Source organism: Gordonia otitidis, assembly GCF_020735545.1.
Lineage (GTDB): Bacteria > Actinomycetota > Actinomycetes > Mycobacteriales > Mycobacteriaceae > Gordonia > Gordonia otitidis.
The window spans coordinates 2,158,773-2,177,574 of the sequence record NZ_CP085974.1; the positions used below are offsets into that span (position 1 = coordinate 2,158,773).

At 64.7% G+C, this 18,802-nt stretch carries 15 protein-coding genes and 1 pseudogene; 11 read left to right on the top strand and 5 right to left on the bottom strand.

Going from position 1 to position 18,802, the window contains the following annotated elements; all coding sequences use genetic code 11:
* Nucleotides 1-164: 164 nt before the first annotated feature.
* From LK459_RS09740 to LK459_RS09750, 3 genes are all read left to right on the top strand, one after another.
* Nucleotides 165-554, top strand: a complete 390-nt coding sequence (locus LK459_RS09740) for a DUF5318 family protein (protein WP_007240975.1) — start codon at nt 165-167, stop codon at nt 552-554.
* A gap of 237 nt (nt 555-791) precedes the next feature.
* Nucleotides 792-3,113, top strand: coding sequence for a transglycosylase domain-containing protein (locus LK459_RS09745; RefSeq protein ID WP_227923036.1), 2,322 nt, complete (start codon nt 792-794; stop codon nt 3,111-3,113).
* An 85-nt stretch (nt 3,114-3,198) separates the two neighbouring features.
* Nucleotides 3,199-4,767: a glycosyltransferase family 87 protein gene (locus tag LK459_RS09750; RefSeq protein ID WP_227923662.1), complete on the top strand. Its 1,569-nt coding sequence runs from the start codon at nt 3,199-3,201 to the stop codon at nt 4,765-4,767.
* Between the two features lie 109 nt (nt 4,768-4,876).
* Here LK459_RS09750 and LK459_RS09755 read toward each other — a convergent pair whose 3' ends face one another.
* From LK459_RS09755 to LK459_RS09765, 3 genes are all read right to left on the bottom strand, one after another.
* Complete coding sequence (locus tag LK459_RS09755) at nt 4,877-5,455, bottom strand: GNAT family N-acetyltransferase (protein ID WP_227923037.1); 579 nt, start codon at nt 5,453-5,455, stop codon at nt 4,877-4,879.
* 10 nt (nt 5,456-5,465) lie between these two features.
* Nucleotides 5,466-6,920: a hypothetical protein gene (locus tag LK459_RS09760; protein ID WP_227923039.1), complete on the bottom strand. Its 1,455-nt coding sequence runs from the start codon at nt 6,918-6,920 to the stop codon at nt 5,466-5,468.
* A gap of 73 nt (nt 6,921-6,993) precedes the next feature.
* A complete protein-coding gene (locus LK459_RS09765; protein WP_227923040.1) occupies nt 6,994-7,392 on the bottom strand; it encodes a VOC family protein in 399 nt (132 codons plus the stop codon).
* 107 nt (nt 7,393-7,499) lie between these two features.
* Here LK459_RS09765 and LK459_RS09770 point away from each other — a divergent pair, with 107 nt between their 5' ends.
* From LK459_RS09770 to LK459_RS09795, 6 genes are all read left to right on the top strand, one after another.
* Nucleotides 7,500-8,489, top strand: a complete 990-nt coding sequence (locus LK459_RS09770) for a helix-turn-helix transcriptional regulator (protein ID WP_227923042.1) — start codon at nt 7,500-7,502, stop codon at nt 8,487-8,489.
* 110 nt (nt 8,490-8,599) lie between these two features.
* Nucleotides 8,600-8,881 (top strand): 30S ribosomal protein S6, encoded by a 282-nt coding sequence (gene rpsF, locus LK459_RS09775; protein WP_005202393.1) that lies wholly within the window; start codon nt 8,600-8,602, stop codon nt 8,879-8,881.
* A gap of 126 nt (nt 8,882-9,007) precedes the next feature.
* Nucleotides 9,008-9,526, top strand: coding sequence for a single-stranded DNA-binding protein (locus LK459_RS09780; protein ID WP_007240968.1), 519 nt, complete (start codon nt 9,008-9,010; stop codon nt 9,524-9,526).
* 53 nt (nt 9,527-9,579) lie between these two features.
* On the top strand, nt 9,580-9,837 hold the full coding sequence (gene rpsR / locus LK459_RS09785) for a 30S ribosomal protein S18 (protein ID WP_005177187.1): 258 nt from the start codon (nt 9,580-9,582) through the stop codon (nt 9,835-9,837).
* 19 nt (nt 9,838-9,856) lie between these two features.
* On the top strand, nt 9,857-10,309 hold the full coding sequence (rplI, locus tag LK459_RS09790; protein WP_007240967.1) for a 50S ribosomal protein L9: 453 nt from the start codon (nt 9,857-9,859) through the stop codon (nt 10,307-10,309).
* 304 nt (nt 10,310-10,613) lie between these two features.
* Nucleotides 10,614-11,282 carry a universal stress protein gene (locus LK459_RS09795; RefSeq protein WP_227923044.1) on the top strand — a complete coding sequence of 223 codons (669 nt, stop codon included), beginning with the start codon at nt 10,614-10,616 and terminating at the stop codon, nt 11,280-11,282.
* A 31-nt stretch (nt 11,283-11,313) separates the two neighbouring features.
* On the opposite strand, the gene LK459_RS09800 is transcribed toward LK459_RS09795, so the two are convergent.
* A complete protein-coding gene (locus LK459_RS09800) occupies nt 11,314-11,949 on the bottom strand; it encodes a hypothetical protein (protein ID WP_407648791.1) in 636 nt (211 codons plus the stop codon).
* Nucleotides 11,950-12,548: 599 nt separating this feature from the next.
* Here LK459_RS09800 and LK459_RS09805 point away from each other — a divergent pair.
* The gene (locus LK459_RS09805; RefSeq protein ID WP_227923045.1) at nt 12,549-16,058 is read left to right on the top strand and encodes a replicative DNA helicase; all 3,510 of its coding nucleotides are present in this window, start codon (nt 12,549-12,551) and stop codon (nt 16,056-16,058) included.
* A gap of 355 nt (nt 16,059-16,413) precedes the next feature.
* Nucleotides 16,414-17,659: pseudogene (locus LK459_RS09810) on the top strand (IS3 family transposase).
* Between the two features lie 185 nt (nt 17,660-17,844).
* Here the strand turns inward: LK459_RS09810 and LK459_RS09820 are convergent.
* Complete coding sequence (locus LK459_RS09820; RefSeq protein WP_007241306.1) at nt 17,845-18,258, bottom strand: GlcG/HbpS family heme-binding protein; 414 nt, start codon at nt 18,256-18,258, stop codon at nt 17,845-17,847.
* Between the last annotated feature and the right edge of the window lie 544 nt (nt 18,259-18,802).

Here is an 18,802-nt window from a genome sequence, read left to right on the forward strand (position 1 = left end):
GGCACAGCATGTCGCGCCGATGTTGTTCTCAATGTATCGCACCGATATAACCGTGTCGACGGGGGAGTGTCGTAGACGTGTCCCACAGGTGTCCGGTGGACGACTCGGAGCTGGCTGGAGCGTCACAGAGACGCCGCCGATCGCGACGACGTACCCTGAAACACGTGCGCCAGATCGTCGACTACGCCTTGCAGCGTCGGTCGCGGCTGTCCGATGTCCACTCCGGCCGGACAGCCGTGGCCGACGTGTGCGATGCGAATCCCTACCTGTTGCGCGCCGCGAAGTTTCACGGGCGCCCGTCGTCGACGCTGTGCCCGATCTGCCGTAAGGAGCAGGTGACACTGGTTTCGTGGGTGTTCGGCGACCGGCTCGGTCAGGTGTCGGGGTCGGCCCGTACCTCCGAAGAGATCGCGAGACTCGACGCGACTGCCGAAGAATTCACCGTGCACGTCGTCGAGGTCTGCCGTACCTGCAGCTGGAACCATCTCGTGCAGTCGTACGTTGCGGGTCTGCCGCCGCGATCGACACGACGTCGTCGGCGGGTGGCCGAATAACGATTGTTCCGCGATCGTCGACGAGAGATGTGACGCTCGTCGACGATGAGACGTGTGTGGTGTGTGCCGCAGGTTTTTGCCGCGTAACCACCGCGTACGTCACAGTGGAGTGGGTTACATGCGATGGAGAAGTACTGTGAGGAGCGGCAAACCGACCATGGTGGCGGTTCTGACCTCGGACAACACTGTTCGAACACGCGTGAGCGGGTTGTGGGTAGCGGTGCGGAAAGGTGATCGATGAGCGGGACGGAGTCGTCGCGCGGCACGGGTAAACGACCGAGTGGATCGGCCAAGAACGATGCCGAGCAGACTACGCGGTCGCGGCATCGGGTTATCGCCTGGACGCTCGGCATTCTCGGCGGGTTGGTCCCCGCCGTCATTCTGATCGGCATCCTCGCCTTCGCGATCGCTTACGCGACCGCGAGCGTGCCCAGCCCTGGCGACATCAAGCAGAACCAGGTGGCGCTGATCACCGACTCGTCGGGCAAGACGCTGGCCAAGGTCGTGCCGCCCGAGGGCAATCGCACCGACGTCAAGATCACCGACATCCCCAAGTCGATGCAGGACGCCGTCATCGCGGCGGAGGATCGCCAGTTCCGGAGCAACGAAGGCTTCTCGGTGACCGGCATCGGTCGCGCAGTGCTGGGTCGTTTCACCAACAACGCCGACGCAGGTGGTGGTTCGACCATCACGCAGCAATACGTCAAGAACGCACTCGTCGGCGACGAGCACAGTTATGAGCGCAAGTTCAAGGAGCTCGCGATCGCGACCAAGATGTCGGGGCAGTGGTCCAAGGACGACATCATGGCGGCCTACCTCAACACCATCTACTTCGGGCGCGGTGCGTACGGAGTGTCCGCGGCATCGCAGGCGTACTTCCGTAAGGACGTCAGCAAGTTGACCCCCGAGGAGTCGGCGGTGTTGGCGGCGGCGATCCGTTCGCCTTCCTACTACGACCCCGCGGTCGACAAAGTCGCGTCCGAGGGGCGGTGGAACTACGTCCTCGACGGCATGGTCCAGATCGGTTCGCTCAAGCAGTCAGAGCGCGCGTCGATGCAGTACCCCAAGGTCTATCCCCAGCCGGCAGCCGCTGTCGAGACGCCGGGACCCAACGGGCTGATCAAGCGTCAGGTGATGGCCGAGCTCAACAAGCTCAACATCTCCGAGCAGCAGGTGCGGACCGAGGGCCTCAAGGTCACCACGACCATCGACCCCAAGGCACAGAACGCCGCGGTGCAGGCGGCGTGCCGGGAGAACAAGATCTACTCGTGCGACAACGGCGTGCTCAACGGGGAGCCGGACAAGATCCGCGACGCCGTCGTGTCGATCGATCCCAAGACCGGTGGCGTCCGCGGCTACTACGGCGGCGACGACGGCCAGGGCTGGGACTACGCGCAGGCGGGTCTGCAGACGGGATCGTCGTTCAAGGTCTTCGCCTTGATTGCCGCACTGCAGCAGGGTATCCCGCTGTCGAAGGTCTACAGCTCGGCCCCGTACACCACCTCGAGTGGGCTCACCGTCGAGAACTCCGACGGTGAGAGCTGCGGTTCGTGCAACCTCGCGACCGCGATGAAGATGTCGCTCAACACCGTGTACTACCGCCTGATGATGGACCTCGACGGTCAGGCGCGCGCCGTCGCCGACGCCGCGCACAAGGCCGGCGTCGCGGAGTCGTTCGGCGACATCCAGAAGACGCTGCAGAACCCCGACGGTCAGGTCGAGGGCGGCGTCGTGCTCGGTCAGTACCCGTCGCGGGTCATCGACATGGCGTCGGCGTACGCCACTCTCGCCGCATCCGGCGTGTACCGCGAGCCGTACCTGGTACAGAAGGTGGAGACCTCGACCGGCGAGGTGCTCTACGAGCACCAGCAGAACCAGGGTCAGCGGGTCTTCCCGGCCAAGGTCGCCGACAACGTGACCTCGGCTCTCGAGCCGATCGCCGCGTACTCGAACGGCAACTCGCTCTCCGACGACACCTACGGTGCACGTCCGTCGGCCGCCAAGACCGGTACCGCCCAGCTCGGCGACACCGGTCAGAACAAGGACGCATGGATGGTCGGGTACACCCCGCAGTTGGCCACCGCGGTGTGGGTCGGTACCGACAAGGGCACCGCGCTGACCAACTACGGCGGGTCGCCGGTCTACGGCAGCGGGCTGCCGTCGCAGATCTGGCGGAAGACGATGAACAACGCACTCGAGGGTGACCAGATCGAGCAGTTCCCCGAGCCCGCGGCTGTGGGAGGCCAGGCAGGCGCACCGGCCGACGCACCGACCAGCACCTACAACCCCGACTACAACTACAACTCGCCGCGCACTCGTACGCAGCGTGAGGACACCCCGCAGGCACCGCAGATTCCGGGCGGTGGCGGTGGTGGCATCACCCTCGCGCCCGGTGTGACCATCCCGATCCCGGGCAACCCGGCGCCGGGGAACTCCGGAAACGGCAACACCGGTAACGGGACCGAGAACGGCAACACAGGCGGAGGCACCGGGGGCACCGGAGGAACGGGCGGAACCGGTAACGAGGGCGGAGACACCCCTGAGCCGCCGGTCGGCTGATCGCCACTCGTTGGCGCGAGCAGCCTCCGACGACGCCGCGGCGTCGAAACCGCCGGGATCGCGGGATGTGATCGCCGACGGCGTGATGAGCCCGGTCGCCCTGTCCGAAGATCCGCGCAGCGACGATTCGCGGGTGATCCTGAGCCGAAGCGACGTCGTCGTCCGCGACGCCAGCCGGGTGATCGGCGGTCCGCTCGGAGCGCACGGTGCGGTCGGGCGCAGTCGCAGATGGACACCGATCCGAGTGCTGTTCTTGTTGTCGCTGTGCGCATTGGCGCTGAGTTGGTACGGAAAGGCCGGGTGTCTGCAGCAGGCCCCGGCGACGTCGGAAGCCAACGACGCCGGGCACTCGATGCGACTCGACTGGGACAACCAACGTCAGTTCACCGACCTCTGCTACTCCGACGTCATCGCGCTGTACGGCGCAGAACGTCTGGACAAGGGCGCCTTCCCCTATCGCGCCTACTGGTTCCAGGAGGACCAGAACGGCAACACCATCAAGCGGTACATGGAGTATCCGGTGCTCACCGGGCTCTACATGTACGGCATGGCGCAGGCGGCGCACGGGTGGCAGTGGCTGCACGACAACTGGGGTGTACCCGCGGCGCTGAGCGTGGTCCTGTTCTTCGACCTCGTGGCGCTCGGGCTCGCCCTGTTCTGGCTCGTCGTGGTGTGGGCGACGGCGCTGACCGCTCGTACCCGCATCTGGGCCGCGTGGCTCGCCGCACTGTCACCGCTGGTGATCGTCCACGCGTTCACCAACTTCGACGCCATCGCGGTGGCGATGGTCGCGGTCGCGATCCTCGCGTGGTCACGCAACAAGCCGTGGTTGGCCGGACTGTTCATCGGGCTGGGCGTCGCGTCGAAGTGGTACCCGATCCTGCTGCTGTTCGTTCTTCTCGTCCTGTGCCTGCGAGCCAGACGCGTGAGCGACTTCTTCGCCGCGGCGTCGGTGGCGGTGCTGACATGGGTCGTGGTGAATCTCCCGATCCTGCTGCTGTATCCGCGCGGATGGTATGAGTTCTTCCGCTACAACGGCGAGCGTGGTGCCGACTCCGACACGGTCTTCCACATCCTCGCCAAAGCAGCTGGTTTCACATGGAACATCACGCTGCTGAACGCGATCACACTCGGCCTGCTGGTCGTGATCGCCTGTGGGATCGGGTACATGGCGCTACGCGCACCGACACGGCCACGACTCGCGCAGCTGGCGTTCCTCATGGTCGCAGGCTTCCTTCTGGTCAACAAGGTGTGGAGCCCGCAGTACTCGCTCTGGCTGGTGCCCCTCGCCGTGCTCGCGATTCCCCATGCGCGTCTGCTGATGACCTGGATGGTGATCGACGCGTTGGTGTGGGTGCCGCGGATGTCGTTGTTCCTCGACCCGTCCCGGCGATGGCTGCCCGAGGGCTGGTTCACGCTGGCCGTGGCACTACGCGGGTTGATGGTGGTCGTACTGTGCATCGTCGTGATCTGGCAGATCTACCACCCCGAGGACGACCTGGTCCGACGGGACCGGCGGGGACGACCCCTCGACGATCCCGCGGGCGGCCCGCTCGACGGTGCCGCGGGCGCTTATCGGCCGGACGCGCTCGAACCCCGTGCGGGTATGGCCGAGAATTCGAGCGGAACCGCTCGGAGACTCTCGACGTCATAGGTTGAATGACAACCCCTGACCTCCAACCGCCCACGGAACTCGTCGAATGGGCCGCACACAGGCTCGAGCAGTACTACGGCGATGATGGTCGTCGCGCGCGGATGTCCTACTAGTGGGATGAGATGCGCCGCAGTAGAGCACTTCTCGCTTGCGGCCAGTCGTCGTCGACCATGGCGTACTGCGCTGTGGTGCGCCAGCCGTCGCCCCAGCGGCGGTGCTTGCGGAGAAGGCCCTCGAACGTCGCACCGAGTTTGGCGATCGCAGCCCGCGACTGAGCATTGTTCTCGTGGGTGTGCCAGACGACGCGGATCACTCCGCAGTCCTCGAAGGCGTGGTGCAGCAAAAGGTATTTCGCGGTCGGGTTGACCGCAGTGCCCTGTGCTGAATCGGCGTAGAACGTGTAGCCGATCGCGACCGAGCGGTTGGCCTGATCGATGTCGTAGTAGCTCGTCGATCCGACGAGTCGGCCGTCGGTGTTGTCGATGACGGCATAGGCGATGCGTGCATCGTCGGCCAGGGCCGTGGCGATGTAGTCGCGCGCCGACGCCTCGTCGTCGGGGACCGACGTCCACGCGAAGCGCTGCGGGTCGTCGACCACTCGCGCGAGCGCGGGAGCGTCGTCGAAGGTCAACGGCCGCAGGGTGACCCGCTCGCCGACAAGCGTCTCGGTGCCGAGCCATTCGTTCATGCCGACTCCTCTACGACGAGGTCGCGAGTACCGGCTCGGGATCGCCGGACGGTCGCGGACGGGGAGCGACGATGGTGGCCAACGGTTCTCGCAATGGGGAGCGCACGAACGCGAAGATCAGATACAGGTGGATCGCTGCGGTCACCCAGACGCCGACGTTCACGCCCGCCATCACCCACCACTGCATCGGCGATCCCGACGTGTAGATGCCGAACAGCCGGAAGATGGTGGTGTCCAGGATGAAGTCGGCGACGAGGTAGGCGACGATGATCGGCCAGCGTGTCCTGAGGAGGACGAAGAACGGCAGAATCCACAGGGTGTACTGCGGTGAATGAACCTTGTGGAACAGCATGAATCCGGCGAGCATCGAACCCGAGACGCCGATCCACGGGTAGGTCCCGGAGTCCAGGTACACGCGCCAGCCGAGATACACCGCGAGCGCGAAGGCGCAGATTATCAGCAGGGGCGACAGCAGTCCGACGAGTGAGTTGTAGGTGTCGGTCTGTCCGCCCGTGAAATGGCGGAGACCCCAGTACCAGATCGAGTTGGTGTCGACCTCGGACTTGCGTTTGCCCTGGAACGAGAGCGCAGCTTTCCACCCCTCGAAGCCCAGGATCATGAACGGCAGCTGGATCGCCACGACCGTCACCGCCGCGGCGACCGCGGTCATGGCGGCACCTGCCCAGTCGAGATCGTCAGTCCCGCGTCGACGGACCGGACCAGCGATCTCGCCGCCGCGCGTCAGTACGTACAGCGCCAACGGCAGCGCGAAGAAGCCCGGATAGAGCTTGAGGCAGAAGCCGATTCCCAACAGGACGGCCGCGAGTATCGCCGACGTGCGCAGCGTGAGCCGTCTGTCTCCGGTGCGTGGACTGATCGACGCCCCCCACGCCATCACCGCCACGGCGCCGACCGCCGTCGCGACCACCGGCAGCTCCCAGTTGTGGAACGCGTAGAGCACCAGCGGCGGAGTGGCCGCCCACAGCAGCACCCACCAGCGGGTCATGAGCGCGAGCATGATCGTGATGGCGAAGGCGAACGGCATGAGGATCAGCGCGGAGTGCGTGAAGAACTCGGTGTCGTTGTGGGCGCCGATCGCACCGAGATACATCAACAGTCCCGACAAGACCGGGTACTCGACGGAACCGCCGAACAGGTGCCCGTCGGCCGTGATGCCGCCGTGGATGAACGGGAAGACATGGTTGTTGATGTCGCGCCCAACCCACAGGTACATCAGGTCGGAGTAGCAGGGGACCACGGCGTTCACATCACCGACGGGGAAGTGGTGCGAGCGTCCGTCGGGGTAGAAGGGTTCGCCACCGCACTTCAGTTTGATGACGTATGACCAGTACAGAGCCACCGAGGTGAGAAGCAGCGAGACCAGGAGGATCAGCGCCGTCTCGCCGCGGCGCGACAGCGTGTACTGCCCGAAGCCCATGGTCGGAGAGAAGCGGAGCGCGGGCATGGCCTACAGGGTAGGAGATCGGGGTGCGGTGGGCTGCGTCACCTACCCGTCGATGTCGGTGGTCTCCACGAGGTCACTGGGCGAAACGTGCCTGCGCGTCGTCCGTCGCCGGACTGAACAGATTGACGAGGTTTCCGTCGGGATCGCGGAACAGCAGTGAGCGGTTGCCCCACGGCATGGTCGTGGGTTGGTTCACGAAGTCGTCGACGACGCCCTGCAACGTGGGGTAGAGGGCGTCGACGTCGTCGACCAGGAAATCCAACGTGACCGAGCGGTTGGCTCGCGGCTCGAGTGCGTTCTCTCCGAGCAGGCCGATGGTCTGCGAACTCGCGATGGCAAGTGTTCCGGTCGGCGTGGCGAACTCGGCGAACAACGGATGCAGGCGGGTGGCCGTCAGGCTGGTGACCTTCTCGTAGAACGTCACCAGGGCGTCGACGTCGTCGGTGATGATTCGGGTGGCTGCCAGATTCATGTCGCGACCTTTCCGTGGCGGGAACGGTGACCTCGTGATCACCGACCACTCACGCTAGGTCCGATACCGGACAGAATCGGTCCAGTATTGATGAGAAGATCAGGGGCATGACGGCTCCCGTCTCCCGCATGTTGATGCTCCTCGAACTGCTGCAGTCGAGCGGAGTGCGCAAACGTGGGGAACTTGCCGAACGACTCGACGTCGACGAACGAACTGTGCGGCGCTACGTGGCGCAGCTGCGGGAGCTCGGCATCCCGGTCGAGTCGGTTCGTGGGCGCAACGGTGGCTATCGGGTCTCGGCCGGCTACCGCATGCCACCGCTGATGTTGTCCGACGACGAGGCGGTGGCGGTGACCCTCGGATTGTTGCGTGCGCAGTCGACGGATCTGTCATCGGACACCGCGGTGCACACCGCGCTGTCCAAGCTGCGACGAGCGCTCCCGCCCCACGCGGCGGCACGGGTCGACGCACTTCTGCACACCGCGATATTCGCGGGAGAGCGCACACCGGAGGTGGCCGACGCTGAGGTCCTGTTGACGATCGCCGACGCGGTGGCGCATCGTCGACCGCTGGCCATCACATACCGCGGGGCGTCGGCGTCGCGCACCGCGCAACCCGGCGCCATGCAGCGCCGCACGGTGCACCCCTACGACCTCATCGCCTACAGGGGTCACTGGTACATGGTCGGTCTCGATCTGCGCAGGGGTGCCGAACGCACGTTCCGGGTCGACAGGGTGCAGACGATCCGCACTCTGGATGGCGAATACACCTCACGCCCCTTCCGCGACGAACGCGGTCCGCTCGACCTCGCGCATCGCTTCGCCACCGCGGAGCGCGCCTGGCAGGTGTCGCTCCGTATCCAGGCCGACGAGGACAGCATCCGGGCACACCTGCCGGCGAGTGTTGCCCTCGTGGAACGACTTTCGACCGACGACGGCGAAATCTGGTGCAGGGCGTCGATCTCGGCCGAGCGACTTGAATGGATTCCTAGCGTGCTCGTAGGACTCGGATGCGCCTTCGTGATCGAGTCGCCTGAGGAGTTGCGCAGGGTTGTCGACGACGCTGCTGAGCGACTGCGTGAGTCGGCGCGACGCTGATTTCGCTGGTCAGGGGTGTCCCGTGTATGGTGGAGCGGTTGCCGACGCAGGCGACCCTCCTGCCGCGGACAGTCCGTGGCCGATGAGCCCATAGGAGGTGATGTGGTCTTATGCGTCACTACGAATTGATGGTCATCCTCGATCCGAATCTGGACGAGCGCACCGTCGCCCCTTCACTCGATACCTTCCTCAATGTTGTCCGTAACGACGGCGGCAAGGTGGACAACGTCGACATCTGGGGCAAGCGCCGACTCGCTTACGAGATCCTGAAGCACAGCGAAGGCATTTACGCCGTTATCGATCTCAACGCCGAGCCCAAGACGGTCAGCGAGCTCGATCGTCAGCTCAAGCTGAACGAGTCGGTTCTGCGCACGAAGGTTCTGCGCAAGTAACCCACAGATCCCTGATCGACCGAACGAATCCATCGATCTCGTCGGTGTCCACACCTAGGGTTGAGGTCAACTCGCGGTGCACATCGACTTCGACGAGTGCCCACACGTAGACCTAAGGGGAAACACATGGCAGGCGACACGGTCATCACGGTCATCGGCAACCTCACGGCTGATCCGGAACTCCGGTTCACTCCGTCGGGTGCGGCGGTGGCCAACTTCACGGTGGCGTCGACGCCGCGCACATTCGATCGTCAGACGAACGAGTGGAAGGACGGCGAAGCGCTGTTCCTGCGCTGCAACATCTGGCGCGAGGCCGCGGAGAACGTGACCGAGAGTCTGACCAAGGGATCCCGGGTCATCGTGCAGGGTCGCCTCAAGCAGCGGTCGTACGAAACCCGAGAGGGCGAGAAGCGCACGGTTGTGGAGCTCGAGGTCGACGAGATCGGCCCATCACTGCGCTACGCCACCGCGAAGGTCAACAAGGCCTCGCGCGGTGGGGGCGGCGGTGGTTTCGGCTCGTCCGGCGGCGGAAGCCGCGGCGGCGGGTCGGGATCGGGCCAGCAGGTGGCCGACGACCCGTGGGGCAGTGCACCCGCGAGCAGCGGCGGAAACTTCGGCGGCGGGGACGACGAACCCCCCTTCTGATTCGCGACGGCGGCACCTACACATGCTGTCGCGCAACAACTTTGGAGTAACACATGGCAAAAGCTAAGAGCACCCGGAAGGTGCGCGTCGAGAAGGTCACCAAGACCAAGGCGTGCTCCTTCTGCAAGGACAAGAAGGCCGATATCGACTACAAGGACACCGCACTGCTGCGTCGTTTCCTGTCCGACCGCGGCAAGATCCGGTCGCGTCGCGTGACCGGCAACTGCGTCCAGCACCAGCGCGACGTCGCTGTGGCCGTCAAGAACTCGCGTGAGGTGGCACTGCTGCCCTTCACCTCGACCGCCCGATAAGCCGGAAGGGGATACAGACATGAAACTCATCCTCACCGCCGCCGTGGAGAACCTCGGCGAAGCCGGCGACACCGTCGAGGTCAAGGACGGCTACGGCCGCAACTACCTGCTGCCCCGCGGCCTGGCCATCAAGGCCACCCGTGGCGCAGAGAAGCAGGTCGAGACCATCCGACGCTCGCAAGAGGCTCGTGAGATCCGTGGCGTCGAGCACGCCAACGAGGTCAAGCAGGCGCTCGAGAATCTCTCGGGAATCAGCCTGACGGTCAAGACGCACGATTCGGGCAAGCTGTTCGGCTCGGTCACCGCAGGCGATGTCGCCGGCGCGATCAAGTCCGCAGGTGGCCCCGCAGTCGACAAGCGCAACGTCGAACTGCCCAAGGGACACATCAAGTCGACCGGCACCTTCCCGGTCGTCGTGAACCTGCATCCCGACGTCACCGCGACCGTTCAGGTCGACGTCGTCGCTGCCTGATTTCGCAGTAGCGTAACTCGGTCACCAGAGCCGGGCGGGGTTCGTTCCGCCCGGCTCTTGGCGTCTCTGGAAGTCGTTGGCATGACTCATGATCCGAGTACCCGCCGCAGCCCGGCACACGCGCGCCGACGCAAAAGGAGTAGTCGGCTACGCGCGGCGTCGGCGGTGTGCACTCGTAGCGTCATCGTCAAGCGAGCCCCGACCGGGTGAACCGGGGAAGTACTTGAACCGGGGAAGTACGACGACGTGCGGCCGCAGATCTGGGCTCGTCCGATCACGATACGTACTGCCTCTCGGAGTCGTCATGAAACGCACACTCTTCGGACACCACATCACCCACCATCAGGTCGCAACCATCCCGCTCCGTGGTGGGACTCCACTCGCGTCAGATAGCAGGTGCACTCCTACACCGGATTCGGCGCCGGACGGCCAACGACCCATCGTCATCGGGGTCTGCGGCACCGACCGATCGCGGTGGGCCGTCGAGCACGCGGCACGAGCGGTCGGCGACACTGCACCGCTGTATCTCGTCAGCGCGGTCCGTCCGACGTCGCCCGTCAGCTATCAGCGTTCCGGTAGGGGGTCTGCCGAAGAACGTCGGCTGCGGGACGCTCTCCGCGACGAGGGATATCTGCTCACAGACCTGGCCGTGATCCACGAGGTGCAGCGCCATGCGCGCGAGATCGCGCATGCTGCGGGAGCTCGGACTGTTCACGGACTGGTACGCAGCGGTGCACCGGCGGTCGTGCTCGCGCGCGAAGCACGAGACATCGGCGCTGCAGCCGTGGTCCTCGGCTGCGGGTCGATCCCGACGCAGCTGGCCCGAAGGCTTTGCGCCACCGGTGATCTGCCCGTCGTTGCTGTCCCGTACGGAATTGATGCCAGTCTTCTGATGACCGCGACGCCGCGTCGAGTGCACGTTCGTCGGCACCGCTCGACGTCGACGGCAGTCGCGTCCGCTGCGGCGAGCTGAGCGATCGCTCATATCGACGCGGCCGTGCCGTTTACATCGGTGGCGCGGGCAGATTCGGTAGCTGATCAGACGATCGCAACGACACCGGTAGGTAGCGTGCCGCAGGGTTTCCGTTGTGTGCGGTGTCGGCTGCCGGGTAATAGAACTTGTGGAACCCGGGGGCGAAGATGAGCGCCCGCTCGCCGGTACGGCACGCGACCTGAGTGCTGGACGGCACGGTGCAGGTGACACCTGCGATCGTGACCCGTGTACCGACGCCAAGACGCGGCGGGCGGAAGCCCGACGTCGAGCCGAAGCGGTAGGTGGTCCCGGTCAGCCCACCGGCGCTGGGGACCCACCACGGACCCTGGGCGTCGGCGGTGATGGCAGCGCCCTGGATGCCCGGTGGCGCGGTGGCAGGACGGCCCTGACAGCCCACCGAGCGGAACGTCGGACCTATCTGGCAGTTCCATCGGCCGGTGGTGAAGAACGATCGTCCGTTGTCGTCGTAGGCCAGTGAACGGAATTGTGTCGGGTCGACGGTCCGGAACCGAGAGAGGTCGAAAGCCGCCGGGAGAGGGGGCGCTGCCGTCGCGGGCGCCGCGTGAACCACAGAAGCGCAGATCGCTGCGAGACCGACGAGCGCGGACGCCAGCCGAATGCGCGACTGTCGTGAACGACTACCCAAAGGCGACACGCGCCCAGTCCACCACAGTGGGCGGCGCGGAGGTGGCGGAATCGGGTCACCGAATGCTGTCGACGAGTGGCCCGGCGTCGAATACCGAGGTGAACGGGAATGTCGCCCACGTCACACGGAGTGTTCACAGCTTCGTCGCTCTCCGCTTGTTGCCCGAGATGGAGAACACGCCCGAATGCGACTTCACCGTGACACGCCGAGTGAATACAAGTTCTTTGCTGTGGAAATCGCGCACAGTCCCTGACGTGCACAAACGCGTTTGTGCACACACAAACTCCCCATGTTGTCCACAGGGCCTGCACAACGGTCGCTGCGTTGTTCGCGCATCGTCCACAGGTCATCCACAGATCCGTACACAGGAGCATTTGAGTGCGGCGTCGTCGCCCCCTAATGTCTCCGAACAGTGCCCGACAAGGTCGCGACCGGAGTCCGTCGAGTCGACGTGTCAGACCTCGAGGGTATGAACAAAGACGGCTCTGCCAACCTGCTGCAGCTGACGGTGGAATCGTCTGCGCACCGCCGTGTTCGACGAATGTGACGGTTGGGGGACGTCGATCGTCAGGGTTTCGAATTCGAGAGGTTGGCACAGGGTGGCAGTTGTCGATGATCGCGGCCATGACGCGCCGCGGGATTCCGGCCGAGCAGATGAGCCCGACATCCCCGTCGAGGAGTTCGGGAGGCAACCGCCGCAGGACATGGCCGCAGAGCAGTCGGTGCTCGGCGGCATGATGCTCTCGAAGGACGCAATCGCCGACGTCATCGAGAAGATCCGCACCAACGACTTCTACCGGCCGGCACACCAGGCTGTGTACGAGGCGATCCTCGAGCTGTACGGAAAGGGCGAGCCCGCCGACGCAGTCACCGTCGCCGCCGAGCTCGAGCGCGCGGGAGAACTGCGCCGCATCGGCGGCGCGCCCTACCTGCACACGCTGATCTCGACGGTCCCCACCGCCGCCAACGCCGGCTACTACGCCGAGATCGTCGCAGAGAAGGCCATTCTCCGACGCCTTGTCGAGGCGGGTACGCGCATCGTGCAGTTCGGCTATTCGGGAGCCGACGGTCAAGACGTCGCGGAGGTCGTCGACCGCGCCCAGGCCGAGGTGTACGAGGTCACCGAGCGCCGCACCGCCGAGGACTACGTGCCGCTCGAAGAGTTGCTGCAGCCGACGATGGACGAGATCGACTCCATCGCCTCGCGTGGCGGCATCTCGCTCGGGGTGCCCACCGGCTTCGCCGATCTCGACAAGCTCACCAACGGACTGCACCCCGGCCAGATGATCATCGTGGCCGCGCGTCCCGGTGTCGGCAAGGCACTCGCCCTCGACACCCCGCTGCCGACGCCGACCGGCTGGACCACGATGGGCACCGTCAGCGTCGGCGACCAACTCATCGACGCCAGCGGTGCCCCGACGCGCGTCGTCGCGGCGACCGACGTCATGACCGACCGGCCGTGCTTCGAGGTCGAGTTCAGCGACGGCACCGTGCTGGTCGCCGACGAACAGCACCAGTGGGTCGCCGAGATCGACGACGAGAAACGCACCCTCACCACCGCCGACCTACGAGTGCACGTCGGCTGCGCCATGGTGCGCAACACCGCGCCGCTCGACCTGCCGCGCAAGAACTTCGCCTACGGTCCGTATACCGTTGCGGCGCTTGCGGGGATGGCGTTCGACGATCCCGAGATCGGTATCCGCATCGACGCCGAGGGCGATGTCGACGTAATGGCGCTGATGTCGGATCTCGGCGGCCGCATTCCTTACGAGTACCTGCGCGGGTCGATTGCGCAGCGCCGAGCACTGCTCGCCGGACTTCTCGATGCCCGCGCCAGCGTCGATGAGGACGGGTGGATCATCGTGCCCGCCGCCACCCGACACATGACCGCCGTACTCGCCGACCTGGTCGCAGGACTCGGATACACCTACAAGCGGTCGGCGACCGGCTGGCTGCGCGTCGACACCGGCGACGATGATGTGTTCACCGTCTACCACAAAGCGTTGCGCCACAAGGAGCTTCGACGCCGCTCCGGAGTCCGACGACTTGTCGCCGTGCGCCCTGTGCGCAGTGTCCCGGTCCGGTGCGTGCAGGTCGACAACGACGACCACATGTATCTCGCAGGCGAAGCCATGGTGCCGACACACAACTCGACGCTCGCCATGGATTTCATCCGGTCGTGCTCGATAGGCCACCAGATGACGGCCGCGATGTTCTCGTTGGAGATGAGCAAGGTCGAGATCGTGATGCGACTCCTCTCGGCCGAGGCGAAGATCAAACTCGGCGACATGCGCGGTGGTTCCATGTCCGACGATGACTGGACCCGTCTCGCGCGCCGCATGGGTGAGATCTCCGAGGCGCCGCTGTTCATCGACGACTCGCCGAACCTCACCATGATGGAGATCCGCGCCAAGGCGCGACGCCTCAAACAGCGTCACGACCTGAAACTCGTTGTGGTGGACTACATGCAGCTGATGACCTCGGGCAAAAAGGTCGAGTCGCGCCAGCAGGAGGTCTCGGAGTTCAGCCGCCAATTGAAGCTGCTCGCAAAGGAACTCGAGGTTCCGGTCGTCGCGATCAGCCAGCTCAACCGCGGACCGGAGCAGCGCACCGACAAGAAGCCGCAGGTGTCGGATCTTCGCGAGTCGGGCTGTCTTCCGGCATCGACGCGGATCTTGAGGGCCGACAACGGTTCCGAGGTGACGCTCGGCGAATTGTTGGAGTCCGGTGAACAGCCACTCGTGTGGTCGTTGGACGAGCGTATGCGCATGGTGGCTCGCCCGATGGTGAAGGTGTTCCCGAGCGGACACAAGGAAGTGTTCCGGGTTCGGATGGCTTCAGGCCGCGTCGTCGAGGCGACGGGGAACCATCCGTTCATGACGCTCGATGGCTGGATCCCGCTGTCGGACTTACGGGTCGACGATCGCGTTGCCGCACCACGTTGGGCGCCCGAACCGCGTGACACCAGCGTCATGGCTGAAGCCGAGATTGTGATGTTGGCGCACATGATCGGCGACGGATCATGTGTCAAGCGTCAGCCGATCCGGTACGCGAGTATCGACGAAGACAATCTCACGGCTGTGGCCGCTGCCGCCGAGCATTTCGGGATCACGGCCGTGCGGGACGAGTACGCCGCGGCCCGCGTGACAACTCTGCGACTTCCGGCGCCTTATCGGCTTACTCACGGCAGGCGCAATCCTATCGCAGCGTGGCTTGATGGCTTGGGTCTTTTCGGGTTACGGAGTTACGAGAAGTTCGTGCCCTGTGCGGTATTCTCCCTGCCGAACGACCAGATCGCGTTGTTCCTGCATCACTTGTGGTCGACGGATGGGTCGGTGCGGTGGGACGACAAGGCGAGTCAGGCCCGTATCTACTACGCAACTACCTCGCGTCGCCTGGCGGACGACGTCGCCAATCTACTTCTGAGATTCGGCATCTATTCGCGTACGGTTCGGACCGAAAAGTCGGGCTATCGCGAGTGTTGGCACGTCACCGTGACTGGCGTCGAGAATCAGACGACGTTTTTGGCGAAGATCGGAGTCCATGGCGTTCGCGGGGTCCTTGCGAAGCGTGCGTTGGAGAAGCTCAACACGGTCGAGGCGAACACCAATGCCGACACGGTACCTGCGGCGGTGTGGACGCAGGTTCGAGAATTGTTGCGGCATAACGGAATGACGCACCGAGCATTCGCTGCAGCGATGGGATCGCGTTTCTGTGGGGCGACGATGTGGAAGCACTCACCCAGTCGTTCTCGACTCGCTCGGGTAGCCGCGGTGCTCGACAGTGCCGACATCGAGATGCTGGCCACCAACGACGTCTACTGGGATCGGATCGTCGATATAACCAGCGTCGGTGAACAAGACGTCTTCGACGGAACCGTCGCGGAGACACATAACTTTGTCGCAAACGGCATTTCGGTCCACAACAGCCTGGAGCAGGATGCCGACATGGTTATCCTCCTGCATCGGCCGGATGCCTTTGAACGTGACGATCCTCGCGCGGGCGAGGCCGACATCATTGTTGGCAAGCATCGAAATGGGCCGACCGCCACGATTACCGTTGCGCACCAACTACATCTGAGCCGCTTCGTTGACATGGCGCGAGGGTAGTTGTTGTTGTTGTCGGATCTTGTAGGTTCCGACAGAAGTTGGCAGATTCCAGGCTCGGTGTCAGCGGATTTGTCAGTAGAATCGGGCATTCCGGGATCTCGTGACAGCGAATGACATCGATGGCCGGAACCGATTCCGATGCGGTTGTCAGCTTCCAAGCCCGATGTCAGTGAGGGTAACTGTCACTGTGACGAATTATTCCTATGGTTCTCTGAGGAGAATGCTTTGCGGGTGCGCGCCGTAATCGCCTTCTGGTCGAAAGGTGTATGGCATTCTGTATCCACAACAGGGGCTTGACCCCTGATCTTGGACACGCTGATTCCAGCACGATGCTGGGGAAGCGAGAATCTGAGGGATGGCAAGGAAGAACTACACGGACGAGTTCCGGCAGCGTGCGGTGGATTTGTACGAGTCCACGCCGGGCGCGACGCTGAAAGCGATCGCGGCCGATTTGGGGATCTCCCGTGGTGCGTTGAAGGAATGGGTCGACAAGCTCGGATCCGGGACCGCTGCGGCCGGTTCGGTGTCGCCGCCGGTGTCGGTGCGGTCGGAGTCGCAGGCGGCGAGGATCATCCGGTTGGAAGCCGAGTTAGCGGTCTCGAGAGCGGAGCAGGTCAAGCTCGAGACGGAGCGGGACATCCTCCGTCAGGCGGCGAAGTATTTCGCTGCGGAGACGAACTGGTGAACCGCTTCCAGTTCGTCGAGGACCACAAGGACGCCTACGGCGTGAAGCGGTTGTGTGAGGTCATCGAGATCGCCCGGTCCTCGTTCTACGCGTGGCTGGCCGCAGCCCCGGGACGGGCCGCGCGAGCCGCGGACGACGCCCGGTTGGCGGCACGGATCCGGGTGCTGCAGGACCCCGCGCAGGGTGGTGACCGCACCTACGGGGCACCGAGGATCACTGCCGACCTCAACGACGGCGTCCCCGCCGCCGGGCGGGTGAATCATAAGCGGGTCGCTCGGGTGATGCGGGAACACGCGCTCGCGGGATCCGACTGCGCCGCCGGGTGAAGACCACGATCCCGGACCAGTCCGGACGGAAGTTCCCCGACCTGATCGGGCGGGACTTCAGCACCGGGGAGCCGAACCGCAGGTATGTCGGCGATATCACCTACCTCCCCATCGATGACGGCAGCAACCTGTATCTGGCGACCTGCATCGACCTCGGGTCGCGCAAGCTCGCCGGCTGGCAGGTCGCCGACCACATGCGCACCGAACTCGTCGAAGGCGCTCTCCGCGGCGCGCACCGCGACCGCGGATCGCTGGCCGGCGCAGTGTTCCACAGCGACCACGGCTCGGTCTACGCGTCGAAAGCCTACGCAGCACTCTGCGAGCAGCTCAAGGTGACCCAGTCCATGGGCGCGGTGGGCACGAGCGCCGACAACTCGCTGGCCGAGAGCTTCAACGCCGCGCTCAAACGCGAGCTCCTCCAAGGCGCGTCGGCGTTCCCCGATCAAGCCACCGCCCACCGGGCCGTGTTCCGGTGGACGAACCGATACAACACGCGCCGACGCCACTCCGCGATCGGCCAGATCACCCCGAACAGCTACGAGAACACCTACGCGGCCGCGAGATCAGCTACCCTCACGGAAGCGGCATAACCGAAATGACATCGTGTCCACGATCCGGGGTCAAGGCCCGTCTTGGGCTCACCCTCTACGATTGACAGCCCCTGGTTCAAGAAGTCGCGGACTTCTTCCTCCCTGCCGGGCAGTGCTTCGAGGCGCACCAGAAGCGCTTTGCTGACCTTCTATCCTTTGCTCGGTTTTGCGTTCTCTGGGATGGATTAGAACGCCGCTACAGCTGCCTCGGCGACCGTCTGATCCTGCTCGCCGCTACCCCCGCTCACTCCTACCGCGCCGACGACCAGGCCGTCGCGGCGCAGCGGGATGCCGCCAGCGAAGACCATGACCCTGCCATGGTTCGAGTTCTGGATGCCGTAGAACTGCTCACCGGGCTGAGCATTTTCGGCCAGGTCCTTTGTGGCGATGTCGAAGGCGCGCGCCGTAAAGGCCTTGTTGATCGAAATGTCGACGCTGCCCACCCACGCGTTGTCCATGCGAATGTGGGAAACTAAATTAGCACCCGCGTCGACCACCGCAATGTTGCTCGGCGACCCGATCTCTTCCGCCTTAGCCTGAGCGGCGGCGATCACGCGCTGAGCGTCCTCGAGCGATACGGATTCGAGCCTGATGGTCATGAGTACCTCCTGGTTGTGTGCCACATGCCAATCGCGTCGACCGATGGGCGAGGGCTGTCTCGCCTAAGTTCGACGTCATGCCGGTGTTTTCGCCGAGCATACCCTGTCGGCTCGCGCTCGCGGAGAACGTCGTCGAGTTGCTGCCTGCTCTTCAGGGGGGTCGCTCCCTGGCTGCGCCGTAGTGACCTCAACGCCGTGCTTGGCACGTGCATGGATCTCGACCGTGGCGTTCCCGACGTGCAAGGGGCGGTGGTGTCCAACGCGCGCATTCGCTTCTCTCGCCGCGGACACGAGGTCACAATCGATCAGGCCCGACAACTTGTTGCGATCTGCTTGCAGTACCTCGACCGGTGGCACGGTGACTATGCCTTCGACGAGCGCGACCTTTCAGGGATCGGTCACCGGTACGCTGCGCTGGCGCACCGTCGCGCGGTACGCGCAGAGAAGGGCCGGTTCGCGGGCAACGCTACGTCTCAAGATCGGAGAGGCAGCGCAAATCTCGCTTCAGGCTGCGGTCCTGGTATCGGCTGGTGGGCCAGTACGG

Excerpts from the sequence above, each read along its gene's own strand:
- LK459_RS09745 (WP_227923036.1), top strand. The coding sequence starts at position 792 with ATGAGCGGGACGGAGTCGTCGCGCGGCACGGGTAAACGACCGAGTGGA.
- LK459_RS09750 (WP_227923662.1), top strand. The coding sequence starts at position 3,199 with ATGAGCCCGGTCGCCCTGTCCGAAGATCCGCGCAGCGACGATTCGCGG.
- LK459_RS09755 (WP_227923037.1), bottom strand. The coding sequence starts at position 5,455 with ATGAACGAATGGCTCGGCACCGAGACGCTTGTCGGCGAGCGGGTCACC.
- LK459_RS09760 (WP_227923039.1), bottom strand. The coding sequence starts at position 6,920 with ATGCCCGCGCTCCGCTTCTCTCCGACCATGGGCTTCGGGCAGTACACG.
- LK459_RS09765 (WP_227923040.1), bottom strand. The coding sequence starts at position 7,392 with ATGAATCTGGCAGCCACCCGAATCATCACCGACGACGTCGACGCCCTG.
- LK459_RS09770 (WP_227923042.1), top strand. The coding sequence starts at position 7,500 with ATGACGGCTCCCGTCTCCCGCATGTTGATGCTCCTCGAACTGCTGCAG.
- rpsF (WP_005202393.1), top strand. The coding sequence starts at position 8,600 with ATGCGTCACTACGAATTGATGGTCATCCTCGATCCGAATCTGGACGAG.
- LK459_RS09780 (WP_007240968.1), top strand. The coding sequence starts at position 9,008 with ATGGCAGGCGACACGGTCATCACGGTCATCGGCAACCTCACGGCTGAT.
- rpsR (WP_005177187.1), top strand. The coding sequence starts at position 9,580 with ATGGCAAAAGCTAAGAGCACCCGGAAGGTGCGCGTCGAGAAGGTCACC.
- rplI (WP_007240967.1), top strand. The coding sequence starts at position 9,857 with ATGAAACTCATCCTCACCGCCGCCGTGGAGAACCTCGGCGAAGCCGGC.
- LK459_RS09795 (WP_227923044.1), top strand. The coding sequence starts at position 10,614 with ATGAAACGCACACTCTTCGGACACCACATCACCCACCATCAGGTCGCA.
- LK459_RS09820 (WP_007241306.1), bottom strand. The coding sequence starts at position 18,258 with ATGACCATCAGGCTCGAATCCGTATCGCTCGAGGACGCTCAGCGCGTG.